The organism is Streptomyces sp. NPDC003248, from assembly GCF_055563235.1.
This window is the reverse complement of sequence record NZ_JBVHDT010000001.1, coordinates 195,098-214,216: the sequence shown is the minus strand read 5'-3', so window position 1 is coordinate 214,216 and position 19,119 is coordinate 195,098. Positions and strand designations below refer to the sequence as shown.

Below are 19,119 nucleotides of genomic sequence, written 5' to 3'. Positions count from 1 at the left end.
GTCCGATCACCCCGGCCCGCCGCTGCGATCAGCCGGTGGCCGTCACCCCCCGGCCGGCAGCGCGTCGGGGCAGTGCGGTCGGCCAGTGGGCCAGGGCCGCGGTCGCCGCGTACCAGGCGACCGCTCCCGCGGCGACGGCGACCCAGCCGCCGGCCCGCGCCGGAGCGCCGCTGTCCGTGAAGCGGGCGACGGCGAGCAGGACGAGGGCGACGGTGAGGAGCCCGTAGGAGGCCCGGCCGAGGGGATCGCCCCCGGCGGCGGCCAGGGAGAGCGCCACGAGGGCGAACAGGAGCAGGAAGAGCCCTGCGGCGTTGTCGGAGACCGGCGACCCGGCGGAGACCGCCCAGGTGAACCAGAGGGCGCCGAGGGCCGCGTAGGAGGTGCCGGTGACCGTGTCGCGGTCCCGGAAGGCGAAGAGGCCGGCGACGAACAGCGCGACGCCGCCGACGTAGTGGGCGAGGGGCACGGCGTCCGCCGCCGTCACGCCGTCGATCAGGTCGGTGTACCCGAGTCCGAGTGCCAACAGGGTGATGCCCAGGGCGAGTCGGCCGACGATCGTGGTGGTGCTTCCCGCAGAGACGTCGTTGTCCACGGCGGGCTCCCTTCATCCTTTGTGCAGTTGTGCGGTGAGCGTTATATGCCCTTCACAAGGGCACGAACACCTCTACGCACAAGTAGGTTCACGTGCGCACAAAGGGGATTCCGGGGGTGCCTCCGGCTCAACTCCCCTGGGAGGGCGGGGCGTTGCCGGGAGGGGCGTCAGGGGATGACGACGACGGGCCGCTGGGCCCGCTTGGCGAGCCGCCCGGCGACCGAGCCGAAGATCCGCCCGACGATGCCGTGCGTGGAGCCGACGACGATCGCGTCGGCCTCGTACTCCCGCCCCACCTCTTCGAGTTCGTGGCAGATGTCGCCGCCGCGCTCGACCAGGATCCACGGCACTTCGGCGAGGTAGTCGGCGCAGGCCAGCTCCAGGCCGAGCACCTCGGTGCGGTGGTCCGGCACGTCGACGAAGACCGGCGGCTCGCAGCCGGCCCACACCGTGGTCGGCAGCCGGTTGGCGACGTGCACGATGATCAGGCCCGCGCGGGAGCGGTGGGCCATGCCGATGGCGTACGCGAGGGCGCGCTCACTGGAGGTGGAGCCGTCGAAGCCGACGACGACGCCGTGCTTGAAGGCGGGATCGCAGGGGTGGCGTGCCTCTTCCGCCGCCAGGGGATCGGCCGCCGTGGGGTCGGCGACCGGCCGCTTGCGGTCCGCGGGTTCGAAGAATTCGTGACCGGCCATGGCTGTCTCGGCGTATCGATCCTTAGACGGGGGGACGCTGGGGCGGCGGAGGTGTGTCCGGGAATCGTCTTCCCGGCCCCATACCCCCAAGGGTACGGCGGTACGCCTCGTGGGCCCAGATCCCGCGCGTGGTCCGTGGGGGTTCCAGGGAGCATGCACGAGGGGGCGCCCGTAACGCAATGGTTGCTGCCCCGTACAGGCGGTTTGCACAGGATTCACGTGTCCGCCGTTCACCGTGTGAGTGACCGACCGGGCCGAACAGGCGTTGAACCCGGTGACCATCGCCCAGGGAGGAGCCCGCCCCATGCCCTCGTCCCGCCCCTCCCCCGAGGCCCGCCCCGGCGGTGACGGCACCGCCGACCTGATCCGCTGGGCGGCCTTCAGCTGCGTCCTGGTCCCGGTGGTCCTCCTCTGGTACGGCACCTCCCCGGCCGGCGCCGCCGGCACCGCCCTCGGGCTCGCCGCCGCCACGGCCGTGTGCCGGGTGCTGCTGCGGCGGTCCGAGCGGTACGCGGCGCCGGCGCCGGCGGACGGGTGCGAGCACGGGTACACGTACGGGTGCGAGCACGGGTACACGTACGGGTACGAGCACGGGTGCGGGTGCGGGTGCGGGTGCGGGCACGGATACGGGTGCGAGCGCGAGCCGCACGCTCCCCGCGCACCGGGGGCGCCGGGCGCCGGGCGGGACCCGCGGGGTCCATCGCCGGACGTCTCCTCCCCCGCATCGGGGGCCTCACAGGCATCTCATGGATCGCGGACATCAAGCGTGTCACCTGCACCGCCGGCCGCACGGCGCCCGCACGCGGCCCCTGGGGGACGGCGTCGGCGCGGTGGCACGGGGTCACACCGTGGCGGTCGTCACAACGGCGGAAGCTCACCGGTCGGCTGACCGGTTTTCACGCACGCGCCCGTATCTTTTCAGCCAACTTCCGGATACCGCGCATCCCTTGCCGCGACCACCCCCCACGCACCGTTCCACCTGCACGGAAAGGGCCTCGGAGCCCCTGTGCACCCTACGCAGATTGGCCACCGCCACGAGGCGCACTTCCCTGCGCCCCCCACGAGTGCAACCCTTCGTGATCGAATGCTTCACGCCAAGTTGCCATGTCGACAATGTGCCGGGTGCTGAACTGGCCACTCCGGCATCACACGACACAGTAGATTCGATCTTGACTGTCTACGGCGGGGGACTCGTGCAGGACCGAGGGGAAACGTGCAGGAGCGACACAACCGAGGAGCCGCGACCACCGAGGGGGGCTTAGCAGGATGAGCCACGACTCCACTGCCGCGCCGGAAGCCGCGGCCCGGAAGCTGTCCGGGCGACGCCGCAAGGAGATCGTCGCCGTGCTGCTGTTCAGCGGCGGCCCCATCTTCGAGAGTTCCATCCCGCTGTCGGTCTTCGGCATCGACCGCCAGGACGCCGGCGTGCCGCGTTACCGCCTGCTGGTGTGCGGCGGCGAGGACGGTCCGCTGCGGACGACGGGAGGCCTGGAACTCACCGCGCCACACGGCCTGGAGGCGATCTCGCGGGCGGGCACGGTCGTCGTGCCGGCCTGGCGCTCGATCACCTCACCGCCGCCGGCGGAGGCGCTCGACGCGCTGCGCCGGGCGCACGAGGAGGGCGCCCGCATCGTGGGCCTGTGCACCGGCGCGTTCGTGCTGGCGGCGGCGGGCCTGCTGGACGGCCGTCCGGCCACCACGCACTGGATGTACGCGCCGACGCTGGCCAAGCGCTATCCGTCGGTGCACGTCGACCCCAGGGAGCTGTTCGTCGACGACGGCGACGTGCTGACGTCGGCGGGCACGGCCGCCGGGATCGACCTGTGCCTGCACATCGTGCGCACGGACCACGGCAACGAGGCGGCCGGCGCGCTCGCCCGGCGCCTGGTGGTCCCGCCGCGCCGCTCGGGCGGGCAGGAACGCTACCTCGACCGGTCTTTACCCGAGGAGATCGGCGCCGACCCGCTCGCCGAGGTCGTCGCCTGGGCGCTGGAGCACCTCCACGAGCAGTTCGACGTGGAGACGCTCGCCGCGCGCGCCTACATGAGCCGGCGGACCTTCGACCGCCGTTTCCGGTCGCTCACCGGCAGCGCCCCGCTCCAGTGGCTGATCACCCAGCGGGTGCTCCAGGCGCAGCGGCTGCTGGAGACGTCGGACTACTCCGTCGACGAGGTCGCCGGCCGGTGCGGCTTCCGCTCGCCGGTGGCCCTGCGGGGACACTTCCGCCGGCAGCTGGGCTCCTCGCCGGCCGCCTACCGGGCGGCGTACCGGGCCCGCCGGCCGCAGAGCGAGCGTCCGCCCGCCGACAGCGAGCCGACGGCGCCGGTCGCGGCACCCCCGGCCGGCGGGCCGGCGACGGGACCGGCCCTCCATCCGGAGCCCGGCGTGCCGCCCCAGGTGCGCAGGACGGCGGCGGGCGCGGCGGCGGCCTCCACCGCGTCGGCGTCCACCGGCGCCGGGACCGCCGGACCGGTGGAGCACCCGCGGGACTACGCGGGATCGCGGGCGGGGCTGCCGGGGCCGCGCAGCGGAATGTGAGACGACCGGCGAGCGGGGGCGGTGGGGCGGACGACGCCCCCACCGCCCCCGTTTCCGTGCCGCCCTCCGGGAGGCGGCCGGGAAGCGGGGCGCGGCAGCCGTGGGGCGACCGGGAGGCGCCGCGCGGCAGACGTGAGACGCCGGGAGGCGCTGCGGGGACGGCCCGCAGGCGCCGCGAGACGGCCGGGATGCGCTGGGGTACGGCCGACAAACTGCGGGGGGACGGCCGGGAGACTCCGCGGGACGGACGGCAGGCGCCGGGGGGCAGCGGGACGCACCGCGGGACGGACGGCAGGCGCCGGGGGGGGCAGCGGGACGCACCGCGAGACGGACGGCAGGCGCCGGGGGGGCGGCGGGACGCACCGCGAGACGGACGGCAGGCGCCGGGGGGCGGCCGTCCCCTGGTCCGGGCGGAACCGGGGGCAGCCCATCCGGGGACGTCAGCCTTAGGGTGGTCGCATGAACGATCGCATGGTGTGGATCGACTGCGAGATGACCGGCCTCTCGCTGTCCGACGACGCGCTCATCGAGGTTGCCGCCCTCGTCACCGACTCCGAGCTGAACGTGCTCGGCGAGGGTGTGGACATTGTCATCCGGCCGCCGGACGCGGCGCTGGAGACGATGCCGGAGGTGGTGCGTCAGATGCACACCGCGTCCGGCCTGCTCGACGAACTCGCCGCCGGCACGACCCTGGCCGACGCCGAGGAGCAGGTGCTGGCGTACGTACGGCAGCACGTGAAGGAGCCCGGCAAGGCCCCCCTGTGCGGGAACTCCGTCGGCACCGACCGCGGCTTCCTGCTGCGCGACATGCCGACGCTGGAGAACTACCTCCACTACCGGATCGTCGACGTCTCCAGCATCAAGGAGCTCGCCCGGCGCTGGTACCCGCGGGCGTACTTCAACAGCCCCGAGAAGAACGGCAACCACCGCGCCCTCGCCGACATCCGCGAATCCATCGCCGAGCTGCGCTATTACCGCGAGGCCGTCTTCGTCCCGCAGCCCGGCCCGGACTCGGAGACCGCCAAGGCCATCGCCGCGAAGCACGTCCTGCCCGCCCGGTAGACGGCCCGCGAACCGCCCCGGCGAAAGGCGTGCGCGAGCACCCCTTCGGACCCTGTACACTTTTTCTCGGCCGGTCGGTGAACCACCCAGTGAACCGCCGGTCATGGTGGGTGTAGCTCAGCTGGTAGAGCACCTGGTTGTGGTCCAGGATGCCGCGGGTTCGAGTCCCGTCACTCACCCTCACCGGAGAGGCCGGTGACCTGTAGTAATCAGGTCACCGGCCTCTTTCGTGTCGTGTCGATCCTCCATCGAGTCGCGAACGCCTGCCGACGGCGGGTGAAAGTCCGGCCGACCGGAAAGACCCGCCGGCCGCACCAGCGTCAACGAGCGGCGCTGGAGGCAGCATTCGCTGTACGGCTGTACGGCTGTACGGCGGGAGAGCCGCCGCCACGGCACCCGCCACGACCCCCGCTCCGCCGCCACGGCATCCGCCGCCACGGCACCCCGCCGCTACGACGACGCCCGGTCCACCAGCTCCGTGGCCAGCACCACCTGCCGCCGCTCCAGGCCCCGTGACACCGCCGGACGGCGATCCGCTATCTCCGTGAGCAGCAGGTCCAGCATCCTGCGGCCCATCTCCTCGATGGGCTGGCGGACACTCGTCAGCGGCGGGTCCATGTGACGGGCGATGGCGGAGTCGTCGTAGCCGACGAGGGCCACGTCCTCCGGGATGCGGCGGCCCTCCTCGCGCAGGACCTGGCGGGCGCCGGCCGCCATGACGTCCGAGCCGGCGAAGACCGCGTCCAGCGACGGCGTACGGGCGAGCAGGTCGGCCATCGCGCGGCGGCCGCCCTCCTCGGTGAAGTCGCCCGGCTCGATCAGACCCTCGTCCACCTCGCACCCGGCGTCGCGCAGGGCGTCGCGGTAGCCGTCGACGCGGCGCTGGGCTCCGTACACGTCCGGCCGGCCGGTGATGTGGGCGATGCGGCGGCGGCCCCGGGCCAGCAGGTGCTCCACGGCGGAACGGGCGCCGCCGTAGTTGTCGGAGTCCACCGAGGGCAGCGTCTCCGCGGCGGAACGGGGGCCGCTGATCACGGCCGGGATCTCCAGCTGGGCGAGCAGGTCCGGCAGCGGGTCGTTCGCGTGGACCGAGACCAGCAGGACGCCGTCCACCCGGTGCGCGGCCAGGTACTGGGCCAGCCGCTGCCGCTCCCGGTCGCTGCCCGCGAAGATCAGCAGCAGCTGCATCTCCGTGTCGGAGAGCTCCGCGCCGACACCCCGCAGCATGTCCGAGAAGTACGGCTCGGCGAAGAAGCGCGTCTCCGGCTCGGGGACGACGAGGGCGATGGCGTCCGTCCGGTTGGCGGCGAGCGCGCGGGCGGCGGTGTTGGGGACGTAGCCGAGCTCGGCGACCGCCGCCTCCACGGCGGCGCGGGTCGCGTCGCTGACCCGGGGCGAGCCGTTGATCACCCGGGAGACCGTGCCCCGGCCCACACCGGCGCGTGCGGCCACCTCTTCGAGGGTCGGCCGGCCACCGCTCCGGCCCCGCGCTCCGTGGCTTGCCATGGGCTCCGCCTTCCCGCCGTTCGTCATCACGCTGGCCTGGAATCTAACAGTCCCGACTGTTCGCACGGCCGGGCACCGCAGGCCGCTCCCCCGCGGCCGCGCGCCGGACATCGCACGCCCACCTCCCCGCACGCCGTACGCCCACCGCCCCGGACGCCGTGCACCGGCGCCCGCCGCACGGCCTGCGGCCGCCCGCGCCGGACCGCCGCTCCGGCCGAAAAGCATCGCCGTCCGGGAGTTAGCTAACAGCCGGATAACTGAACGCAACTCTCCGCGCCCCCACCCTTGACACCCCCGCCCGAACCGGCGACTCTTCAACACATCACCTGTGGGAGCGCTCCCACAGTACCTGACACATACACATCCCGCACGTTCCCCGCCCGAGCCGCAGCGAGAAACTAACGGGCCCAACAATGCAGTTGGCCGGGGGGTCGGCACGTCAGGGCAACAGGAGGACGCAATGCGAGCACGTACCCGAACCTCCCGTCGGGTGGTGGTCCTGGCGGCCGTCGCGACGCTGGGCGCCGGGCTGCTGGCCGGCTGTGCCGACGACGGCGGCGACGAGAACTCGAACGGTTCGTCGTCCGGAGACGGCAAGGGCAAGACCACGATCACGCTGGGGCTCTTCGGCACGATGGGCTTCAAGGAGGCCGGGCTCTACGCGGAGTACGAGAAGCTCAACCCGAACATAAAGATCGCCGAGACGGTCATCGAGCGGAACGAGAACTACTACCCGCCGCTCGTCAACCACCTCACCACCAACAGCGGGCTGCAGGACGTACAGGCCGTCGAGGTGGCGAACATCGCCGAGATCACCGCGACCCAGAGCGCCAAGCTCCAGGACCTGTCCAAGGTTTCGGGCGTGAAGGCGAGCAACTGGCTGGACTGGAAGTGGGCCCAGGCCACGACCAAGGACGGCAAGACCATCGGCCTCGGCACCGACATCGGCCCGATGGCCATCTGCTACCGCACCGACCTCTTCGAGCAGGCCGGTCTGCCCACCGACCCGGCGGAGGTCGGTAAGCTGTGGGCGGGCGACTGGAAGAAGTTCGTGTCGGTCGGCGAGCAGTACAAGGAGAAGGCCGCCAAGGGCACGTACTTCATGGACTCCCCCGGTGGCCTGATCAACGCGATCCTCAGCAGTGAGACGGAGAAGTTCTACGACTCCTCCGGCGAGGTCATCTACAAGACGAACCCGGCCGTCAAGGACGCCTTCGACCTGACCGCGAAGGCCGCCGAGGAGGGCCTGGTGCAGTCCTCGACGCAGTTCCAGGCGGCGTGGGACCAGACGATCGCGAACAGCAAGTTCGCCACGGTGGCGTGTCCGCCGTGGATGCTCGGCACCCTCAAGGGCAAGTCGAAGCCGGAGTCCGTCGGCAAGTGGGCCGTCGCGGTGGCCCCGAAGTCCGGCAACTGGGGCGGCTCCTTCCTCACCGTGCCCTCCAGCGGCAAGAACGTGAAGGAGGCCGAGAAGCTGGTCGCCTGGCTGACCGCGCCGGAGCAGCAGGCGAAGCTGTTCAAGGTGCAGGGCTCCTTCCCGAGCGCGCCGAGCGCGTACACGATGCCCGAAGTGACCGGCGCCAAGAACGAGATGACCGGTGACGCCCCCATCGGCACCATCTTCGCCGCTGCCGCGAAGGCCGCCCCGGTCCAGGTGATCGGCCCGAAGGACCAGATCATCCAGCAGGGTCTGACCGACAACGGCGTCATCCTCGTGACGAAGGGCAAGTCGGCGGAGGAGGCCTGGAAGACGGCCACCAAGACCATCGACAACAACCTGGACCAGTGACTCGTATGGCCACCCGCCACGACAGCGCCGCGCCCCCCGTGAAGGAGGGGGGCGCGGCCCCGGCCCGCCCGACAAGGGCCGCCGCGCCCACGGAGGCGGAGCAGCGCCGGCGCGCCCGGCTCTCCCGCCGCTGGCAGCGCGACATCCGCTGGAGCCCGTACGCCTTCGTCTCCCCGTTCTTCCTGCTGTTCCTCGCCTTCGGCATGTTCCCGCTGGTCTACACGGGCTGGGCGTCGCTGCACCAGGTGGAGATGACCGCGCCCACCGACATGACCTGGGTGGGGCTGCACAACTACACGCGGATCTTCGACGACGAGTTCTTCTGGAACGCGGCGGAGAACACGCTGACCATCGGCATCATCTCGACGGTGCCGCAGCTGCTGATGGCGATGGGGCTCGCCCACATCCTCAACTACAAGCTGCGCGCCTCGACCTTCTACCGGGTCGTGATGCTCGCGCCGTACGCGACGTCGATCGCGGCCGCCTCGCTCGTCTTCGTGCTGCTCTTCGGGCGCGACTACGGCATGGTCAACTGGCTGCTCGACCTGGTCGGGATCGACGCGGTCGACTGGCAGGAGGACAAGTGGCCGTCGCAGTTCGCGGTCTCCGCGATCATCATCTGGCGGTGGACCGGCTACAACGCGCTGATCTACCTGGCCGCGATGCAGGCGATCCCGCAGGATCTGTACGAGTCGGCGGCGCTGGACGGCGCGAGCCGCTGGAAGCAGTTCTTCCACGTGACGCTGCCGGCGCTGCGGCCGACGATCCTCTTCACGGTCGTCGTCTCGACGATCGGCGCCAGCCAGGTGTTCGGCGAGCCGCTGCTGTTCGACGCGAACAAGGGCTCGTCCGGTGGTGCGGAGCACCAGTTCCAGACGCTGGGCCTGTACCTGTACGAGCAGGGCTGGGTCAACCAGCACCTCGGCCGGGCCTCCGCGATCGCCTGGACGATGTTCCTGATCCTGATCGTGATCGGCATCGTCAACTACGTCATCTCGCGCCGGCTGCGCGCCAGTAGTTAGGAGTACGGCCGTGACGACGACACTGACTCCGCCGGAGACGACCCCGCGGAAGCCCCCGGTTGGGCGGCGGCCCAGGTCGGCCCGCGCCGGCGGCACGCTGCACGCCGGGCCGGTCGCCTATCTGATCCTGGCGCTGTTCACCATCGGCTCGTTGTTCCCGCTGGTGTGGACGGCGATCGCCGCCTCCCGCGACAGCAACCGGCTGGCGCAGACGCCGCCGCCGTTCTGGTTCGGCTCCAACCTCCTCCACAACCTGGACCTGGCCTGGAACGACGCCAATCTGGGGACGGCGTTCTTCAACACGACGATCGTGGCCGGGACGTCGGCCGTGACGATCGTCTTCCTCTCCACGATCGCCGGGTTCGCCTTCGCCAAGCTGCGGTTCAAGGGCCGCGGCGCGCTGATGCTGATCGTCATCGGCACGATGATGGTGCCGCCGCAGCTGAGCATCATCCCGCTGTACATGATGGTCGCCAAGCTGGAGTGGACCGACCAGCTCCAGTCGGTGATCCTGCCGTCGCTGGTGAGCGCCTTCGGTGTGTTCTTCATGCGGCAGTACCTGATCCAGGCGCTGCCGGACGAGATCATCGAGGCGGCCCGGGTGGACGGCGCGAGCAGCTGGCGCGTGGTGTGGCACGTGGTGTTCCCCGCGGCGCGCCCGGCGATGGCGGTGCTCGGCATGCTGATGTTCGTGCAGACGTGGAACGACTTCCTGTGGCCGTTCCTGGTGCTGAGCCAGACGGGCAACCCGACCGTGCAGGTGGCGGTCGCGGGCCTGGGCCGCGGGTTCACGCCCGACCAGTCCCTGATCATGGCGGGCGCGCTGCTGGGCACGCTGCCGCTGCTGCTGGTCTTCGCGATCTTCGGCAAGCAGATCGTGGGCGGCATCATGCAGGGTGCCGTGAAGGGCTGACGCCCGCCGCCGCACACCAGCGACTTTTCGGGGGCCGGGTCAGCGCCGCCTCGGCCCCCTCTCCGCACCCGCACCTCTTCCCCCCATCCTCCGTCGGTCTCGACGACCTCGACGACCACCCATGGGAGCGCTTCCATGTCCGAGTCCGCACAGTCGGTCAATCCGGTGTCCTTCCCTTCCGCCTTCCTCTGGGGCGCCGCGACGTCCGCGTACCAGATCGAGGGGGCGGTGCGGGAGGACGGCCGCACCCCGTCGATCTGGGACACCTTCAGCCATACGCCGGGCAAGACGGCCGGCGGCGAGCACGGTGACATCGCTGTCGACCACTACCACCGCTACCGCGACGACGTGGCGCTGATGGCGGAGCTCGGCCTGTCGGCGTACCGCTTCTCCATCTCCTGGCCTCGGGTCCAGCCGACCGGCCGCGGTCCGGCGGTCCAGGTGGGCCTGGACTTCTACCGCCGCCTGGTCGACGAGCTGCTGTCGAAGGGCATCAAGCCGGCGATCACCCTCTACCACTGGGACCTCCCGCAGGAGCTGGAGGACGCGGGCGGCTGGCCGGAGCGCGACACGGCGTACCGGTTCGCCGAGTACGCGCAGATCGTCGGGGAGGCGCTCGGCGACCGGGTGGAGCACTGGGCCACGCTCAACGAGCCCTGGTGCAGCGCGTTCCTCGGCTACGCGTCCGGTGTGCACGCGCCGGGCCGCACGGAGCCGGTGGCGTCCCTGCGGGCGGCGCACCACCTGAACCTGGCGCACGGGCTGGGCACCACGGCGCTCCGGTCGGTGATGCCGGCCCGCAACTCGGTCGCGGTCAGCCTCAACTCGTCGGTGGTGCGGCCGCTGTCGCAGTCGCCGGAGGACCTGGCCGCCGTCCAGAAGATCGACGACCTCGCCAGCGGGGTCTTCCACGGCCCGATCCTGCACGGCGCGTACCCGGAGACGCTGCTCGCCGCCACCTCCTCCCTCACCGACTGGTCGTACGTCCTCGACGGCGACCTGGAGACGATCCACCAGCCGCTGGACGCGCTGGGCCTGAACTACTACACGCCCACCCTGGTCTCGGCGTCGGACGCCGACCCGAAGGGCCCGCGGTCGGACGGTCACGGCACCAGCGACCACTCGCCCTGGCCGGGCGCGGACGACGTCGCCTTCCACCAGACGCCGGGCGAGCGCACCGAGATGGGCTGGACGGTCGACCCGACCGGCCTGCACGAGCTGATCATGCGCTATGCGAAGGAGGCGCCCGGCCTGCCGCTCTACATCACGGAGAACGGCGCGGCCTACGACGACAAGCCCGACTCCGACGGCCGCGTCCACGACCCGGACCGCATCGCCTACCTGCACGGCCACCTCCGGGCCGTCCGCCGCGCCATCGCCGAGGGCGCCGATGTCCGCGGCTACTTCCTGTGGTCCCTGCTGGACAACTTCGAGTGGGCGTACGGCTACGAGAAGCGGTTCGGCGCGGTGTACGTCGACTACGCGACGCTCGCCCGTACGCCGAAGTCGAGCGCGCTGTGGTACGGCCAGGCGGCGAAGACGGGCACGCTGCCGCCCCTCGAGACCGCCTGACACGGGGAACGGGGGGAAGGGGCGCGGCACGTCGTGGGAGCGTGCCGCGCCCCGCTGTCTTCCGAGCGCCGGTTACGCCTCGTCGAACAGCTCTTCGGCGGCCGAAGCAGTGAGGGACCGGTCGAGCCAGGTGCCCAGCACGTCCAGGTCGGTGCAGGAAGTGACCCGCTCCTGAACGGCCTCGGGGACCTCGATGCCGCGCACCTCAAGAATGCGGAGGATGGCCTTGGCCTCGCCCCGGGCCTCACCCCTGGCCTCGCCTCGGGCCTCGCCCTTGGCCTCGCCCTCGTTGAAAGCTTCCTCGATGATGGTGCCGCTGCCGGGGAAGCGGGGTGTGTAGGTGGCCATCAGGTGCCTCCACAGTGCACGGGCCTGGGTGTCGCCCAGGCCGACTTCGGTGAATTCCGCCCAGCGTTTCGCGGTCTCGCCGCCGGTCTCGGCCACTGCCTCCGCCAGCGCGTCCAGTATCGCAGGAAGGTCCGGATCCTTGGCGTGGGCGAGCGCGGAGAAGACGGCGAGGGCGAGGTCCTCGCTCGCCTCGTCCGGGTCGGTGACCGCGGGAACGTTGCCCGGGCCCAGGACCAGTGGGAAGACCGCCATGCTGGTGTGCACGGGCAGGCCGATCCGGACGGGTTCCGCCGCCCAGGACGCGGTGGCCTTGTCCCGGCAGACGACCAGCAGGATCGGCGGCAGCTGGTACTTGGCGTAGAGGTGCGCCAGGTAGTACGTCCAACTGCTCGGCTTGTCCTGGTCCGGCTTGCCCTGGGCCTCGACGGCGAGCAGGAAGCTCCCGTCGTCCGCCGTGTCGACCCGGAAGAGGGTGTCCACCCGGCGTGCCAGCGGCCTGATCTCGGTGAGATCCGTGTCCAGGTGCTGGATCGCCGTGGGCTGGGGGAAGGCGATGCCCGCCCGGGGCAGGGCCCGGGCGAAGAGCCCCGGACCCTCCCGGAAGATCTGGTGCATCGCCTCATGCGCTGAACTGACCATGTGACGGAACGTAGGCGGGAGTCAGGTGCGGTGAATACCGTTTCGCGGCTTGTTCAGCCCTTTGGGTGAATGTGCCAGCGGCCTATGCCTGGGTCGGCTGTCCGAGCTCGAACCAGGTGGCTTTGCCCCGGCCCGGACCCTGGGTGCAGATGCCCCAGGCGTCGGCGCCGCCGGCGATGAGGTGGAGGCCGCGGCCGTCCTCGTCGTCGTGGGCGGGGGTTCGGGGGGTGGGGAGGCCCGGGGCCTCGTCGTGGATGAGGACGCGGAGGCGGCGGTGGGGGTCGGTCCAGCCGGCGTGGAGGGTGACGGGGGTGGTGCAGCCCTTGTCGGCACAGGCGTTGATGGCGTTGGTGACGGCCTCGGAGGTGAGGAGGACGGCGGTGTCGACGAGGCCGGGGTGGGAGGAGACGAGGAGGAGGGTGCGGACGGCGTCACGCGCCGTGCGGACCCAGGCGGGGTGGGGCGGGAAGGTGAGGGAGACGCTTGGGGGGTCGTCCATGGGAGGGTCCCTTCGTCGGTCGGTTGTGGATCCACGCGGTGACCAGGTCCGTGCCTCGACAAGTGGCGTGAGGGCGGGGGTACTTCCTCGCGGGTGGCTTGTCGTCGACGGTAGGGAAATGTTTTCCTTCACAGCAAGCGTCTCCCGGCACTGTCACCTAAGTGGGTGACCAGCCAACAGCTCGGTGACTCTCTCCGGTCGAGGTCGGCAGACTGCTGAGCAGGAGGTCGACATGGCACCCAGAACCAACCCCAGCGAGCGTCAGCGCCGGCTGGGAGCAGAGCTGCGCAAGCTGCGCGTTCGAGCCGGGCTGACCGGCGAGCAGGCCGCCGCCTTCCTGGACGCGGACCGAGCCCGCGTCAGCAACATCGAGACGGGACGCATCGACGTGTCCCGCAACCGCCTCTACAAGGTGTTGCGGGAGTACCGCTGTCCTCCGGGACCGTACTTCGACGCCCTCATGGCCATGGCACAGGAGAACGGGAAGGGCTGGTGGGACGAGTTCAGCGAGACGATCGGCCCGGCGGCCCGGGATCTCGCCGAGCTCGAAGCCCGCTCGACGGCGCTGCGCACCCACAACCCGCTGGTGATCCCGGGCATGCTGCAGACCAAGGAGTACGCCCGTGCCGTCCTCGCCGCCACGGAAGCCGAGCCACAACGGGCCGACCGGTACGCGGAGTTCCGCCTCCGCCGGCAGGACGTGCTGACGAGTGGGTCGCCTGTGGCCTGCCACGCGATCATCCACGAAGCCGCACTCCACACCCGGGTGGGCAGTCCGGCGGTCATGCGCAAACAACTGCTGCGGCTGATGGAAGTCTCGCGCCTCCCCAACGTGACCGTGCAGGTGTACCCGTTCGAGGCGGGCGTCTACGCCGCCCACAGCCGGTCGTTCGTCATCTTCGGCACAGGAGTCGCCGAACTGGACACGGTCTACCTGGAGCATCCGACGAACTCGCTCTTTCTCTGGGATGGAGCTCAACTGGATGAGTACGCCAGAATGTTCGAGCGACTCTCGGAGCTGGCGCTGGCGCCCATCGACCCGGAGGCGGCACCCGAGTCGCACGAGTCACGCGACTCCCTGAGCCTCGTCCAGCATGTGATGTACACCCTTTGAAAGGACCCCGCCGTGCCTCACCTCGTCTGGCAGAAGTCGTCGTTCAGCACCGGCGGCGAGGGCGAGTGCGTAGAGCTGGCGGCATCCGCCCCCGCCCGTCTGCACCTCCGCGAGAGCGACCGCCCGGAGGAGGTCGCTCTCGTGGCGCCGCGTGCTCTCGCGGCTCTGCTGGACGCCGTGAAGGGCGGTGGCGCGGGGCGTTGACCCCGTGGGGTCACTGGTAGGTGGCGAAGGCCTTCGAGAACGCGCCGGCGTCCTGGACGATCGAGCTGCACGTGGGGTCGGCGTAGGTCTTGGCGCCCCCGGAGCACTGCTTGTCGCGGGTGGCGGACCACATCGACAGCCAGCCGAGTCCCTTGGACTTCGCGAAGGCGACGAGCTGGGTGGCGTCGTCGACGGTGAAGATCTCGGAGGTGACGTCGTTGACGCCGATCATCGGGGTCACGGCGACGGCCTTCCAGGCGGCGGCGTCGCTCAGACCGAGGACGCTCTTGATCTGGGCCTGGGTGGCGGTGGCCGCCTGCTCGGCGTAGGTGCCCATGTCGCCGCTGTACGCCGCGCCGTAGTCCATCGCCATGATGTTGACGCTGCTGATCGCCACACCGTTGGTCTTCGCGTTGGCCAGCAGGTTCACACCGTCCTGGGTCAGGCCCTCCGGCATCACGGGGAGGGTGAAGGAGACGTCCAGGTCGGGATTCTGCTGCTGGAGCGTGGCGATCGCCTGGGCGCGGCGGGTGTTCGCGGCCGTGTTCGGCAGTGCGCCGCCCTCGATGTCGAAGTCGACCTTGGTGAGGCCGTACGCGTCCACGACCTTGCCGTACGCCGCCGCCAGCGCGTCCGCCGACGAGCAGGTCGTACCCAACTCGGAGCCGGCCGCGCCGCCGAAGGAGACCCGGACGTCACCGCCCTCGGCGCGCAGGGCGCCGATCTGGGCGGCCACGGCGTCGGTGGCGAGGTCGGTGACGCCACCCCACTTGGGCGTACAGCCGCCGCCGTCGGTGACGAAGGCGAGGTTGTACTCCTTCACGCCGGTCGCGGACGCGTGGGCGAGGAGGTCGAAGGCGGGGTAGAGGGAGGTGTCGACGTAGGGGGCGAAGCCGGCGGAGGCGGCGGTGCCGGTTCCCGAGCCGGTGCCGGTGCCGGTGCCGGTGCTCGCCGAGGGGGAGGCGGTGGCCGTGGGGGTGGAGGCGGTGGCCGTCGGGCTCGCGGTGGCCGACGCGGTCGCCGTGGCCGTCGGGGTCGCGCTCGCGGTCTGCGTCGGGCGGCCGCTCGGCTCGGGGGTCGCGCTCTCGTCCGCCGAGCAGCGGGCGCCGTCGACGCGGCAGCCGGACGGATCGCCGCTGCCGTTGACGACGAACCCGACGGTGACCGACTCGCCGGCCGCGAGGCCGTCGGTGTCCCACTTCGGGGGCGTCACGGTGACGTGCTGTCCGCTGACGCCCGACTCCGCGTTCCACAGGGAGCTGAGTCTGGAACCGGCCGGCAGGTCGAACTCGAGGGTCCAGCCGGCCTTCACCGCACCGCTGTTGTTGGTGACGACGTACTGCGCGGTGTAGCCCGTCGACCAGTCGCTGGTCTTCGTGTACGCGGCGCCGACCCCGGCCGCCTGGGCGGTGCCGGTGAGCAGGACCGCGCCACCGCCGACCACGGCCGCGGCGACCACGCCGCCGATCGCCTTGTTCCTGCCGCTGACCTTGCGCCGGTGCGTACTCATGGCGTGCCTGCCTTCGTGGTTCACGGGGGTTCCAGGGAGTCCCGGAGGGGGGACGCGGCAGCACGCTAGCGATCCCGAATCGGGCAAAGCGCCTGATCGGGGCGGGGGTTGCTGATCTTAGGGTGCGCTTAAGGAAGGGATCGGGGACGGTTAAAGGTGGCGGCCGTTCTGCCCTGCCGGCGCCTGCGCACCGCACCCCGGTGTCCCCTGCGCCCCGGCTCCCGCCCGGTCCGCCCGTCGACCTGGAGCCAGATCCGCACCTCGGTGCCGCCCAGCACCGACGAGCCGATCCGCACGTCGCCGCCGGTCGACTCCGCGAGCCGGCGCACGATGTCCAGGCCCAGCCCGGTCGACCCGGCGCTCCCGGACCCCCGGCCGCGTGCCATCGCCGCCTCGGGGTCGGGTATGCCGGGCCCCGCGTCCGACACCAGGACGATCACCGCGTCCTCGCCGTTGTGCACGTCCACCGCGAAGGCCGTGCCCTCGGGGGTGTGCCGGAAGACGTTGCCGAGCAGGGCGTCCAGCGCGGCCGCGAGATCGGCGCGGGCCACGGGTATGCGCACGGGACGGTCGACGCCGGCCAGCCGCACCGTGCGGCCCTCGTCCTCCGCGAGCGCCGACCAGAACGCCATCCGCTCGCGGACGACCTCGGCCGCGTCGCACCCGGCGCCCGGGCCCGCCGCCGCGGTCTGCGGCTTGGCCTCGCGGGCCGTGCGGATGATGGTGTCGACCTCGCGTTCGAGCTGGGCGACCGCGGCCCGGGTCTGTTCGGCGGCCGGGGAGTCGCCGAGGGAGGCGGCGTTGAGCCGGAGGACGGTCAGCGGGGTGCGCAGCCGGTGGGAGAGGTCGGCGGCCAGCTCCCGTTCGTTCGCCAGGAGCTGGACGACCTGGTCGGCCATGGAGTTGAACGCGACCGCCGCCAGCCGCAGTTCGTTCGGCCCCTCCTCGGGGACGCGGACGCCGAGCTTCCCCTCCCCCAGTTCGTGGGCGCCCTCGGCCAGCCGCTGGGCGGGCTGCACCATCCGCACGCCCAGCCGGTCGGCGACGGCGACCGAGCCGACGACCAGCGCGACACCGACCGCCGCGAGCACCGCCCAGGCCGTGGCGACGCCGTTGCTGACCTCGGACTCGGGGACGTACACCTCGACGACCACGGTCCCGAGGCTGAGCGCGACGGGCTGGAGCAGGGCGGAACCGCCGGGCACCTCGGCGGTGGAGGCGCGGCCCAGCTCGCGGACGGCGTCGATGTCCGCGCCGGTGGCGCGCTGCCGGCCGAGCTCGACGGCGGCCCGGCCGTCGCTCGCCGGGATGTGCACCGCCATCCCGTCGTCGGAGCCGGCGGAGGCGACGACCCGCTCCAGCTGCTCGCGGTCGGTGGTGATGGACAGCGCGGGGACCACGACGGCGGCCTCCCGCTCGGCGTTGGAGAAGGCGCGGTCGCGGGCCATCTCCTTGATGACCAGGCCGAGCGGGACCGCGAAGGCGACCACGACCATCGCGGTGACCGCCAGGCAGACCTTGACCAGTGCCCATCTCATCGCGGCAGCTCCCCGTCGGAGTGCGTGACGGGCGGTTCCAGCTTCACGCCGACGCCCCGCAGGGTGTGCAGATAGCGCGGGCGGGCCGCCGTCTCGCCCAGTTTGCGGCGCAGCCAGGACAGATGGACGTCGATGGTCTGGTCGTCGCCGTAGGACTGCTGCCAGACCTCGGCGAGCAGTTCCCGGCGCGGGACGACGACGCCGGGGCGGCCGGCGAGGAAGGCGAGCAGGTCGAACTCGCGGCGGGTGAGGTCGAGTCGGACGCCGTCCAGCTCGGCCTGGCGGCGCAGCGGGTCGACGGTGAGGCCGCCGACGCGCAGGACGGAGGAGGGCGGAGCGTCCCCGGCGCCGGCGCGGGAGCGGCGCAGGACGGCCGCCATGCGTGCCGAGAGGTGCTCCACCGAGAAGGGCTTGGTCAGATAGTCGTCCGCCCCCGCGTTCAGCAGCCGGACGATCTCCGTCTCGTCGTCGCGGGCGGTCGCGATGATGACGGGCACGTCCGTGATGCCGCGCAGCATCTTCAGCGCCTCGGAGCCGTCCAGGTCGGGCAGGCCGAGGTCCAGGACGACCACGTCGAAGCGGAAATGGGCGACCTCGCGCAGCGCCTCCAGTGCCGTCCCGACACTGCGCACGGTGTGCGAGGCCTCGGTCAGGTGCCGGATGAGCGCGGAGCGTACGAACTGGTCGTCCTCGACGACGAGCACACTTGCCATGCGCCGCACCGTACGCCATGCGGGCGACGGGCATTCGGGCCTGTGGACAACTCGGCTCCTGTGGACGACCGGTGGACCGTCCGTGCGGCACCCGTGGCGCGTGGGGCAAGATGGCCCGCGATGCGCAGAGCACTCGTACACGTACTGGCCTGGACGCTCGCCACGGGCGCGGCGACCACGCTGTCGTGGTGGGGTGTCCACACGGTCATGGCGGGCACCGCGTACGACCCGCCGCGCGCCGTGCCCCTGGCGGCCGGGGACACGGCCGCGCGGGAGTCGGAGTCCCCGACGCAAGCTCCGACGTCGGCGCCGGTGTCGGCGTCGCCCGAGGGCCGTCCGGCGTCCTCCGCGAGCCCCTCGCCCAGCCCGTCGCCGGAGCCGAGCCGCACGTCCCGCTCGCCCGCCCCCTCGGCACCGTCCTCGGCGGCGGCCGCCTCCCCGACCCCCACCGGGCGGGTCCGCAGCTACGACACCGACGGCGGGCGGGTGGTGTTCGAGCTCCAGGCGGCCTCCGCGACGCTCGTCTCGGCGACGCCGGACGCGGGCTGGTCGATGCAGGTGTGGAAGACGGAGACCTGGATCCGAGTGGAGTTCACCTCGGGCGCGGACCATGTGTCGGTGTTCTGCACCTGGCACGACGGGCCGCCGCGGGTGGAGGTCGGCACCTACTGAGGTGCGCCCCGCTCCTGAGACGCTCTGCGCCTGCTGAGACGACCTGCGCGCCTGCTGAGGCGCGTCGTGCCTGCGGAGGCGCGTCGTGCCTGCCGGGGCGCGTCGTGCCTGCCGGGGCGCGTCGTGCCTGCCGGGGCGCGTCGTGCCTGCCGGGGCGCGTCGTGCCTGCTGAGCTGCCCGCGGCCGCCGGGGC

At 71.9% G+C, this 19,119-nt stretch carries 17 protein-coding genes and 1 tRNA gene; 10 read left to right on the top strand and 8 right to left on the bottom strand.

The window, feature by feature from the left end:
• Positions 1-28: 28 nt before the first annotated feature.
• Both ACZ3KJ_RS00945 and ACZ3KJ_RS00940 read right to left on the bottom strand, forming a co-directional pair.
• Positions 29-592 carry a GPR1/FUN34/YaaH family transporter gene (locus tag ACZ3KJ_RS00945; RefSeq protein WP_467523604.1) on the bottom strand — a complete coding sequence of 188 codons (564 nt, stop codon included), beginning with the start codon at positions 590-592 and terminating at the stop codon, positions 29-31.
• A 167-nt stretch (positions 593-759) separates the two neighbouring features.
• Complete coding sequence (locus tag ACZ3KJ_RS00940; protein WP_389512723.1) at positions 760-1,287, bottom strand: universal stress protein; 528 nt, start codon at positions 1,285-1,287, stop codon at positions 760-762.
• Between the two features lie 1,266 nt (positions 1,288-2,553).
• Here ACZ3KJ_RS00940 and ACZ3KJ_RS00935 point away from each other — a divergent pair.
• The 3 genes from ACZ3KJ_RS00935 to ACZ3KJ_RS00925 all read left to right on the top strand — a co-directional run bounded on the left by ACZ3KJ_RS00935 (position 2,554) and on the right by ACZ3KJ_RS00925 (position 5,066).
• Complete coding sequence (locus ACZ3KJ_RS00935; protein WP_467523603.1) at positions 2,554-3,825, top strand: helix-turn-helix domain-containing protein; 1,272 nt, start codon at positions 2,554-2,556, stop codon at positions 3,823-3,825.
• Between the two features lie 459 nt (positions 3,826-4,284).
• The gene (gene orn / locus ACZ3KJ_RS00930) at positions 4,285-4,887 is read left to right on the top strand and encodes an oligoribonuclease (protein WP_389512727.1); all 603 of its coding nucleotides are present in this window, start codon (positions 4,285-4,287) and stop codon (positions 4,885-4,887) included.
• A gap of 106 nt (positions 4,888-4,993) precedes the next feature.
• A tRNA-His gene (locus ACZ3KJ_RS00925) sits at positions 4,994-5,066 on the top strand.
• 271 nt (positions 5,067-5,337) lie between these two features.
• Here the strand turns inward: ACZ3KJ_RS00925 and ACZ3KJ_RS00920 are convergent.
• Positions 5,338-6,393: a LacI family DNA-binding transcriptional regulator gene (locus tag ACZ3KJ_RS00920; RefSeq protein ID WP_467523602.1), complete on the bottom strand. Its 1,056-nt coding sequence runs from the start codon at positions 6,391-6,393 to the stop codon at positions 5,338-5,340.
• A 460-nt stretch (positions 6,394-6,853) separates the two neighbouring features.
• Here ACZ3KJ_RS00920 and ACZ3KJ_RS00915 point away from each other — a divergent pair, with 460 nt between their 5' ends.
• From ACZ3KJ_RS00915 to ACZ3KJ_RS00900, 4 genes are all read left to right on the top strand, one after another.
• Complete coding sequence (locus ACZ3KJ_RS00915) at positions 6,854-8,182, top strand: ABC transporter substrate-binding protein (protein ID WP_467523601.1); 1,329 nt, start codon at positions 6,854-6,856, stop codon at positions 8,180-8,182.
• Positions 8,183-8,187: 5 nt separating this feature from the next.
• Complete coding sequence (locus ACZ3KJ_RS00910; RefSeq protein ID WP_467524776.1) at positions 8,188-9,204, top strand: carbohydrate ABC transporter permease; 1,017 nt, start codon at positions 8,188-8,190, stop codon at positions 9,202-9,204.
• A 10-nt stretch (positions 9,205-9,214) separates the two neighbouring features.
• Positions 9,215-10,117 (top strand): carbohydrate ABC transporter permease, encoded by a 903-nt coding sequence (locus ACZ3KJ_RS00905; protein WP_467523599.1) that lies wholly within the window; start codon positions 9,215-9,217, stop codon positions 10,115-10,117.
• Positions 10,118-10,252: 135 nt separating this feature from the next.
• A complete protein-coding gene (locus tag ACZ3KJ_RS00900; protein ID WP_467523598.1) occupies positions 10,253-11,689 on the top strand; it encodes a GH1 family beta-glucosidase in 1,437 nt (478 codons plus the stop codon).
• Between the two features lie 72 nt (positions 11,690-11,761).
• Here ACZ3KJ_RS00900 and ACZ3KJ_RS00895 read toward each other — a convergent pair whose 3' ends face one another.
• Both ACZ3KJ_RS00895 and ACZ3KJ_RS00890 read right to left on the bottom strand, forming a co-directional pair.
• Positions 11,762-12,676: a hypothetical protein gene (locus tag ACZ3KJ_RS00895; protein WP_467523597.1), complete on the bottom strand. Its 915-nt coding sequence runs from the start codon at positions 12,674-12,676 to the stop codon at positions 11,762-11,764.
• An 82-nt stretch (positions 12,677-12,758) separates the two neighbouring features.
• Entirely contained in the window at positions 12,759-13,175 is a 417-nt protein-coding gene (locus tag ACZ3KJ_RS00890) for an ATP-binding protein (protein ID WP_467523596.1), read from the bottom strand.
• A 232-nt stretch (positions 13,176-13,407) separates the two neighbouring features.
• Here ACZ3KJ_RS00890 and ACZ3KJ_RS00885 point away from each other — a divergent pair, with 232 nt between their 5' ends.
• Both ACZ3KJ_RS00885 and ACZ3KJ_RS00880 read left to right on the top strand, forming a co-directional pair.
• The gene (locus ACZ3KJ_RS00885; protein WP_467523594.1) at positions 13,408-14,289 is read left to right on the top strand and encodes a helix-turn-helix domain-containing protein; all 882 of its coding nucleotides are present in this window, start codon (positions 13,408-13,410) and stop codon (positions 14,287-14,289) included.
• Positions 14,290-14,301: 12 nt separating this feature from the next.
• Positions 14,302-14,493: a DUF397 domain-containing protein gene (locus tag ACZ3KJ_RS00880; protein ID WP_467523593.1), complete on the top strand. Its 192-nt coding sequence runs from the start codon at positions 14,302-14,304 to the stop codon at positions 14,491-14,493.
• Between the two features lie 10 nt (positions 14,494-14,503).
• Here ACZ3KJ_RS00880 and ACZ3KJ_RS00875 read toward each other — a convergent pair whose 3' ends face one another.
• The 3 genes from ACZ3KJ_RS00875 to ACZ3KJ_RS00865 all read right to left on the bottom strand — a co-directional run bounded on the left by ACZ3KJ_RS00875 (position 14,504) and on the right by ACZ3KJ_RS00865 (position 18,254).
• Positions 14,504-16,003 carry a glycoside hydrolase family 18 protein gene (locus tag ACZ3KJ_RS00875; RefSeq protein WP_467523591.1) on the bottom strand — a complete coding sequence of 500 codons (1,500 nt, stop codon included), beginning with the start codon at positions 16,001-16,003 and terminating at the stop codon, positions 14,504-14,506.
• Positions 16,004-16,131: 128 nt separating this feature from the next.
• Positions 16,132-17,541: a sensor histidine kinase gene (locus ACZ3KJ_RS00870; RefSeq protein WP_467523590.1), complete on the bottom strand. Its 1,410-nt coding sequence runs from the start codon at positions 17,539-17,541 to the stop codon at positions 16,132-16,134.
• Positions 17,538-18,254, bottom strand: coding sequence for a response regulator transcription factor (locus tag ACZ3KJ_RS00865; RefSeq protein WP_467523588.1), 717 nt, complete (start codon positions 18,252-18,254; stop codon positions 17,538-17,540). The genes ACZ3KJ_RS00870 and ACZ3KJ_RS00865 overlap by 4 nt, the downstream gene beginning before the upstream one ends.
• A 120-nt stretch (positions 18,255-18,374) precedes the next feature.
• Here ACZ3KJ_RS00865 and ACZ3KJ_RS00860 point away from each other — a divergent pair, with 120 nt between their 5' ends.
• A complete protein-coding gene (locus tag ACZ3KJ_RS00860) occupies positions 18,375-18,926 on the top strand; it encodes a hypothetical protein (RefSeq protein WP_467523587.1) in 552 nt (183 codons plus the stop codon).
• The last annotated feature ends 193 nt before the right edge of the window (positions 18,927-19,119 follow it).